The following is a 6,084-nucleotide window of genomic DNA, read 5'->3' as shown; positions in this document are numbered from 1 at the left end:
GCGCCCCGCGGCGGCGCCCGCCCCCCCGGCCGCGGCGCCGGGGCGCCCGCGGGGGGGGGGGGGGGGGCGCGCCGGGGGGGGGGGGGGGGGGGGGGGGCGGTAGCACATGGGTGGGGCGAGTGGGGGCTGTCCACAGGGCGGCTGTTTGTCCACAGGATGCGGCAGCGGGCGAGCGCGGCGACGGTGAGCGGGGGCAACGTTCGCCGCCGTGGACCTTTACTCGCAGGCGGCGGAGCTAACCTGGCGGATTCCAATCGACCAGCAGCCGACTCGCTACCGTCAACTCCTGAGTGCTGGGTTGTCGGCGGGAGCGATCAGTTGGCGCTCGAACAGAGGGCGGCTACACCGGCCGGGCCACGGCAGGTACATCTCCGGCCCGGACTCGCCCGGACTGTGGGGGCGGGCCCGAGCCGCGCTGATGGACAACCCGGACGCGGTGCTGGGCTTCCACACCGCTGCCCAACTCCACGGCTTCGGGGTTGTACCGAGCGACAACATTCACCTGCTCACGCTTGCGGGAAGCCCCTTCCCGCAACGGCGAGGGATTACCTCGCACCAGACAGTCCTGCGGGCCGGTCCGCCCGTTTTCATCCTTAGTCTTCCCTGTGCATGTGCGTCCCGAGTCGCCGTTGATCTCGCCCGTACGCTTCCCCGGCTCGACGCACTGCCGGTCCTTGACGCCGCGCTCTTCGCCGGTGCAGTGACGCAGGAGGAACTGCTCGTCGAGGTGGGCCGGCACGATGGTCTACGTGGTGTGCGACAGGCTCGCGAATTGGTGGCGATCGCGGACGGACGAGCCGAGTGCAGGCAGGAGACCCACCTCCGGCTACTCCTGGTTGACGCTGGCATCAAGGATTTCGTGCCACAGTTGCCGGTGCGCGACGCCGCAGGGCGCGTCCGTTGCCGCCTCGACCTCGGTGACCCCTATCGCATGATCGCAGCAGAATACGACGGCTCCTCCCACCTCAGCCACCAGCGTCTGCGACAGGACCGATCCCGTCACAACTGGCTGGAGCAACAGGGCTGGGCGATGCGCTACTTCACCGCTGCGGATCTCTACCACTCCCCCCAAACGATTCTCTCCACCATCACCGCCGCCCGCCGATCTAGGGCTAATCATCGCCCGCAGAGATCGACTCAGGATGATATGCCCTAGATCGGCGCGCCAGGGCGCGCGAGCGGGCGCGGGGGGCGGGGCGGGGGGCGGGGCGGGGGGAGGCGCGAGGGGCGGGGGGCGCGGGCGGGGCGTTTAGCGGAAGAAGGCGCGCAGGACGGCTGCGGTCTCGGCCTCCAGCACTCCGCCGTAGACCTCGGGGCGGTGGTTGAGTCTGCGGTCACGCAGCACGTCCCAGAGCGATCCCGCAGCGCCGGTCTTGGGCTCCCACGCGCCGAAGACGACGGTGGAGACCCGGGCCAGCACCAGCGCCCCCGCGCACATGGTGCACGGTTCGAGGGTGACCACCAGGGTGCAGCCGTCCAGCCGCCACCGGCCGGCCTGCTCGGCACCTCGGCGCAGGGCCAGCACCTCGGCGTGGGCGGTGGGGTCGCCGGTCAACTCCCGCTCGTTGCGTCCGATGGCCAACTCGGTCCCGTCCGGCCCGTAGAGCACCGCGCCCACCGGCACGTCGTCCACGTCGGTGGCGCCTGCGGCAGCGCCGGCCGGGCCCGTGACGGCGACCTCCAGAGCGCGGCGCATCCACGACTCGTGCCGCTGTCGCCGACCGACCTCGCCCAGGTCGGCCAAGTCCTCGTGGGCGCCTGGCCCGGCGCGCTCCACCGCACCGGGGGTCGGCTGCCCCGGCCGGATCGTCTCCAGTGCAGGATCGGTGGCGTCGGCCGGCTCAGACCTCACGCAGCTCCTCGACCTCGTCGACGCAGCCGAGCACCTGGCAGATCTCGGCGGTGACTTCCGCCGGCAGCATCCCGTCGTGCGTGCACAGGCTCAGCAGCTTCTGTGCGGAGATGCCCAGGTTGGCCAGCAGATCGGCATCACCCACCGGGTCCGCCTCCGGGTCGACGACGGGCTGCTCGCTCTCCTCGTCACCGGTGGTCACCGAGCGTGGTTCCTCGTCGCCGTCGAGCCCGGTGACCGAGGTCTTCAGGTCACCGACCAGCAGCGAGCCCAGCTGGGACTCCTCGGCGTACGCCGAGTCCGAACCGAACACCCGCAGGTCCTCGCCCTCGTCGAGACGCAGGACCACCAGGTATGCGTCGTCGGCCTCGACGAAGAGCAGCGACACGTCGGCCTCCTGGTCGACGTCACGCAACCGGTCAGCGACCTCATCGATGTCGGTAGCGCCACGCAGGCTGACCTCGGCGGCGGTCCAGCCACTGTCGTCGCGCACCACGGCCGCAGCGAAGTACGACACGGTCCCCCCAATAGCCCTCGACACAGCGTCGACTCGTTACGCGTGCACGTTAGCCGGTCGGGTCGGCGGGCGACCGGTCAACGCCCCGAAGGGCCGGCCATTCCTGACAAAGTCGGATCAGCCGGCTACCCGTCGGCGGGTGGCGATGAGCTGGCGCAGACGCTCGGTGCGCTGCCGCTGCGGTCGGCTGCGCTGGCGGACCGCCCGGGCGCCCGCCAACTCGGCCAGCAACTGCAGGCGTCGGCGGCAGCGATCGGGGTCCTGTCGCGGGTTGGTCCAGGCCATAGTGCCGAGCGTGCCGAGTCTCGGCGGCCACGTCAAGACGGCGTTCGCTACGCAGCCAACCGGGCACGCGGCGCAGTCATCGGTAGCCGTTTCGGGGCCTGCCGGCCCTTGGTCACCACAGCGGCCAGTCACCACTGGTGGCCCAGCGAACCGCCACCACGGCGGCGGCGATGCTCCAGCCACCGGCCGTGACGATGGCGACCCCGGTGGCAACCCCGCGGTCGCCGTAGCGGACCAGCACCAGGGCCGTCAACCACGCGAGCATGCCGGCCACCACCGTCCACCACGCGTAGCTGGCCAGATCGGTGCCGAGCAGGCCGAACAGCAGCAGCCAGCCGGCCGCGGCCCCGCCGCCGGCGGCGACACCACCGCCGGTGATCGGGTGGGGTTCGCGGTAGGTCGGGCGAGGCGGGGGGCCGGAGGGGAAGAGCCCCGACGGGAGTCGCGCCGCCGAGCGTGCGGCGGCACCGGGATCCGGGCCAGGCTCGGGTCGGGCGATGGTCACCGTCGCTGCCTCCCCTCACGCGCGCCGCTCGTGCCCACGGTACCGGCTCTGCCAGGATGACCGGATGCCCTCGCCGACGATCGGCCGCCGCGTGCGTCCGGCGTACCCGATTCTGCTGCTGTTGGCCCCGGTGCTGGCCGCCGGCTGCGCGACCACCCGGCCGGGGGTGCCGCCCGACGGCGCCGCGCCGACACCGCCGGCGGTCTGGGCGACCGCCGACCAACCGGCGTCGCCGTCGGCCACTCCGACGGCGACCGGCCCGGCCGGCCCGGTGCCGTCGTCGGCCGGGCCGTCGGCGACGGCACCCCGCGCCGGGCTGCGGCATGTCTTTCCGGTACGCGCAGACAACGTGGACTATCACCCGACGCACGGGGCGTACCCGGCCACGGATCTCTTCGCCGACTGCGGTGAGCCGTTCGTGGCGGTGACCGACGGGACGGTGCTGGAGGTGAGTCGCGTCGACCGGTACACCAAGCGTGGTCCGCAGGGTCCGGACAACGGCGGCCTGTCGGTCGCCCTGCTCGGTGATGACGGGGTGCGCTACTACGGCTCGCACCTGAGCCTGGTGGCCAGCGGTGTCGACGCCGGCGTCCGGGTCCGCGCCGGGCAGCAGCTCGGCAAGGTGGGGCGCACCGGCAACGCGAACAACGTCTGTCACGTGCACTTCGGCATCTCCCCGCCGTGCACGGGCAAGGACGGCTGGTGGATCCGACGCGGCGTGCTCTGGCCGACGCGTTACCTGGATTCCTGGCGACGCGGCGGCAATCGGGAGCCGGCCGCCGAGGTCACCGCGTGGCAACGCAAACACGGCTGCCCGAAGGCTCCCTGACGTGAAAGGCTCCCTGACGTGACGAGCGCCCGGGACCCCATCGCCGACCTGCGCCGCATCGCATTCCTGCTGGAGCGGGCGAACGAGGCCACCTATCGGGTCCGCGCGTTCCGGTCGGCGGCGAAGGCGCTGACCGGCCTGCCTGCGGCCGAGGTGACCGAGCGGGCCGGCAACGGCACGCTCACCGAGTTGGCCGGGGTCGGTGACGTGACGGCCCGCTGCGTGGTGGAGTCGCTGGCCGGTGAGGAGCCGGTCTACCTGCGCCGGCTGGTGGCGACCGAGGGCAGCGACCTGGACGCCGAGGCGACGGCGCTGCGCGCCGCCCTACGGGGCGACTGTCACACCCACTCGGACTGGTCCGACGGCGGCTCGCCGATCGAGGAGATGGCGCTGGCCGCGGTGGAGTTGGGCCACGAGTACATGGTGCTGACCGACCACTCGCCACGGCTGAAGGTGGCACGAGGGCTGACCGCGGATCGGCTGCGCCGGCAGCTCGACCATGTGGCGCAGGTCAACGCCGCGCTGCCCGAGGGTTTCCGGATCCTCACCGGGATCGAGGTGGACATCCTCGCCGACGGCTCGCTGGATCAGGACGATGAGCTGCTGGCACAGCTGGACGTGGTGGTCGGGTCGGTGCACAGCGGCCTGAACGACGAGCGGTCGAAGATGACCCGGCGCATGCTGGCCGCGGTCGCGAATCCGCACCTGGACATCCTCGGCCACTGCACCGGCCGGATGGTGTCGTCCCGCCCAGCCGGGGTGACCGGGCCGGGCGACCGGGGGCACCGCGCCCGGACCCGGGCGGAGAGTGACTTCGACGCGGACACGGTCTTCGCCGCCTGCGCCGAACACGACACCGCCGTCGAGATCAACTCTCGGCCGGAACGGCAGGACCCGCCGAAACGCCTGATCCGTCGTGCCCTGGAGGCCGGCTGCCGGTTCGCGATCAACACGGACGCGCACGCGCCCGGTCAACTCGACTGGCAGCGGTTCGGTTGCGAGCGGGCCGCCCTCTGCGGCGTCTCCGCCGACCGGGTGGTCAACACCTGGTCGGCGGAGCAACTGGTGGCCTGGACGCACGATCGGCGCTGATCGGCGGCGCGGCGTGGGTCAGCGCTGGGTGGCCGGCTCGGCTGCTGGCACGGCGGGAACGCCGACCACGGGGAGTGGCTTCCTGCGGCCGAACACGCCCTGCGAGACCGCGACCCCGAGCAGCACGATGAGCGCGCCGACCGGTTGGTGCCAGTTGAGCCGTTCGTCGAGCGCCACGGCACCGATCAGCACCGCGAAGATCGGGATCAGGTACGTGACCGTGGAGGCGGTGCTCGCACCGGCCACCCGGATGTTGCGCATGTTGATGACGAACGCGAGACCTGTGCCGAGCGCGCCGAGGGTCAGCACGCTTGCCACCACCCCCGCCGACAACTCGGTGGGCAGCGGCGGCATGCCGGCGACGAACGGGGTGACGATGGCCAGTTGCCCGGCGGCGAGCAGCAGCTGCGCGGCAGAGAGCGAGAGACCGGAGTGCGCGCTGCCGGCGACGAACCGCTTCTGGTACGGGATGGCGACGCCGTAGCAGGCCGCCGCGCCGAAGCACATCAGCTGCCCGGTGAAGTGCGCCCCGCCGATGCCCTCCCAGACCCCGAGCACCACCAGCACACCGAGGAAGCCCAGCCCGAGCCCGACCGCGCGGCGCACGGTCAGCCGCTCGGTGCGGAAGACCAGCACCGCCAGCGGCAGCACGATCAGCGGCGTGGTGGCGTTCCAGATGCCGGCGAGCATCGACTCGACCCGCTGCTCGCCGTAGCCGAAGAGGGTGAACGGCACGGCCACCCCGAACGCGGCGACGACAGTCAGGTGCGCCCAGACCCGGGGCTCGCGGGGCAGCCGATCGCGCAGCATGGCGAGGACCACCAACAGGGTCAACGCGCCAGCGACAACGCGGTAGAGGGTGAGCTGGACCGGGTGCAGCTCGGCCACCCCGACCTTGATGAAGAGGAAACTGGAACCCCAGATCGCGGCGAGGGCGACGAAGCCCGGCAGCCAGGATCGGACCGGCGCCTTGTCAGGAGTGATATCGGTGGTCACCCCTGACA

At 72.2% G+C, this 6,084-nt stretch carries 8 protein-coding genes; 3 read left to right on the top strand and 5 right to left on the bottom strand.

The features are described from left to right. The first annotated feature begins 418 nt into the window (after nt 1-418). Entirely contained in the window at nt 419-1,156 is a 738-nt protein-coding gene (locus ABZT18_RS31000; RefSeq protein ID WP_354997960.1) for a hypothetical protein, read from the top strand. 93 nt (nt 1,157-1,249) lie between these two features. Here ABZT18_RS31000 and ABZT18_RS30995 read toward each other — a convergent pair whose 3' ends face one another. The 4 genes from ABZT18_RS30995 to ABZT18_RS30980 all read right to left on the bottom strand — a co-directional run bounded on the left by ABZT18_RS30995 (nt 1,250) and on the right by ABZT18_RS30980 (nt 3,153). Beyond that, nucleotides 1,250-1,696, bottom strand: a complete 447-nt coding sequence (locus ABZT18_RS30995; protein ID WP_354997870.1) for a nucleoside deaminase — start codon at nt 1,694-1,696, stop codon at nt 1,250-1,252. Between the two features lie 145 nt (nt 1,697-1,841). After that, nucleotides 1,842-2,369, bottom strand: a complete 528-nt coding sequence (locus tag ABZT18_RS30990; RefSeq protein ID WP_355253142.1) for a tRNA adenosine deaminase-associated protein — start codon at nt 2,367-2,369, stop codon at nt 1,842-1,844. A 117-nt stretch (nt 2,370-2,486) separates the two neighbouring features. Next, nucleotides 2,487-2,654 carry a hypothetical protein gene (locus ABZT18_RS30985; RefSeq protein ID WP_354997866.1) on the bottom strand — a complete coding sequence of 56 codons (168 nt, stop codon included), beginning with the start codon at nt 2,652-2,654 and terminating at the stop codon, nt 2,487-2,489. Nucleotides 2,655-2,766: 112 nt separating this feature from the next. Next, nucleotides 2,767-3,153: a hypothetical protein gene (locus ABZT18_RS30980; RefSeq protein WP_354997869.1), complete on the bottom strand. Its 387-nt coding sequence runs from the start codon at nt 3,151-3,153 to the stop codon at nt 2,767-2,769. 70 nt (nt 3,154-3,223) lie between these two features. Here ABZT18_RS30980 and ABZT18_RS30975 point away from each other — a divergent pair, with 70 nt between their 5' ends. Together ABZT18_RS30975 and ABZT18_RS30970 are read left to right on the top strand one after the other, a co-directional pair. Continuing rightward, nucleotides 3,224-3,988 (top strand): peptidoglycan DD-metalloendopeptidase family protein, encoded by a 765-nt coding sequence (locus tag ABZT18_RS30975; RefSeq protein ID WP_354997865.1) that lies wholly within the window; start codon nt 3,224-3,226, stop codon nt 3,986-3,988. 18 nt (nt 3,989-4,006) lie between these two features. Beyond that, nucleotides 4,007-5,080 carry a PHP domain-containing protein gene (locus tag ABZT18_RS30970; protein WP_354997864.1) on the top strand — a complete coding sequence of 358 codons (1,074 nt, stop codon included), beginning with the start codon at nt 4,007-4,009 and terminating at the stop codon, nt 5,078-5,080. A gap of 18 nt (nt 5,081-5,098) precedes the next feature. Here the strand turns inward: ABZT18_RS30970 and ABZT18_RS30965 are convergent, their stop codons facing one another. Further along, the gene (locus tag ABZT18_RS30965; protein WP_354997863.1) at nt 5,099-6,076 is read right to left on the bottom strand and encodes a DMT family transporter; all 978 of its coding nucleotides are present in this window, start codon (nt 6,074-6,076) and stop codon (nt 5,099-5,101) included. Nucleotides 6,077-6,084: the final 8 nt, after the last annotated feature.

Origin of the sequence: Micromonospora sp. NPDC005291 (assembly GCF_040607415.1) — a bacterium.
Taxonomy (GTDB): Bacteria; Actinomycetota; Actinomycetes; order Mycobacteriales; family Micromonosporaceae; genus Micromonospora.
This window is presented reverse-complemented; position numbering and strand designations above follow the sequence as displayed.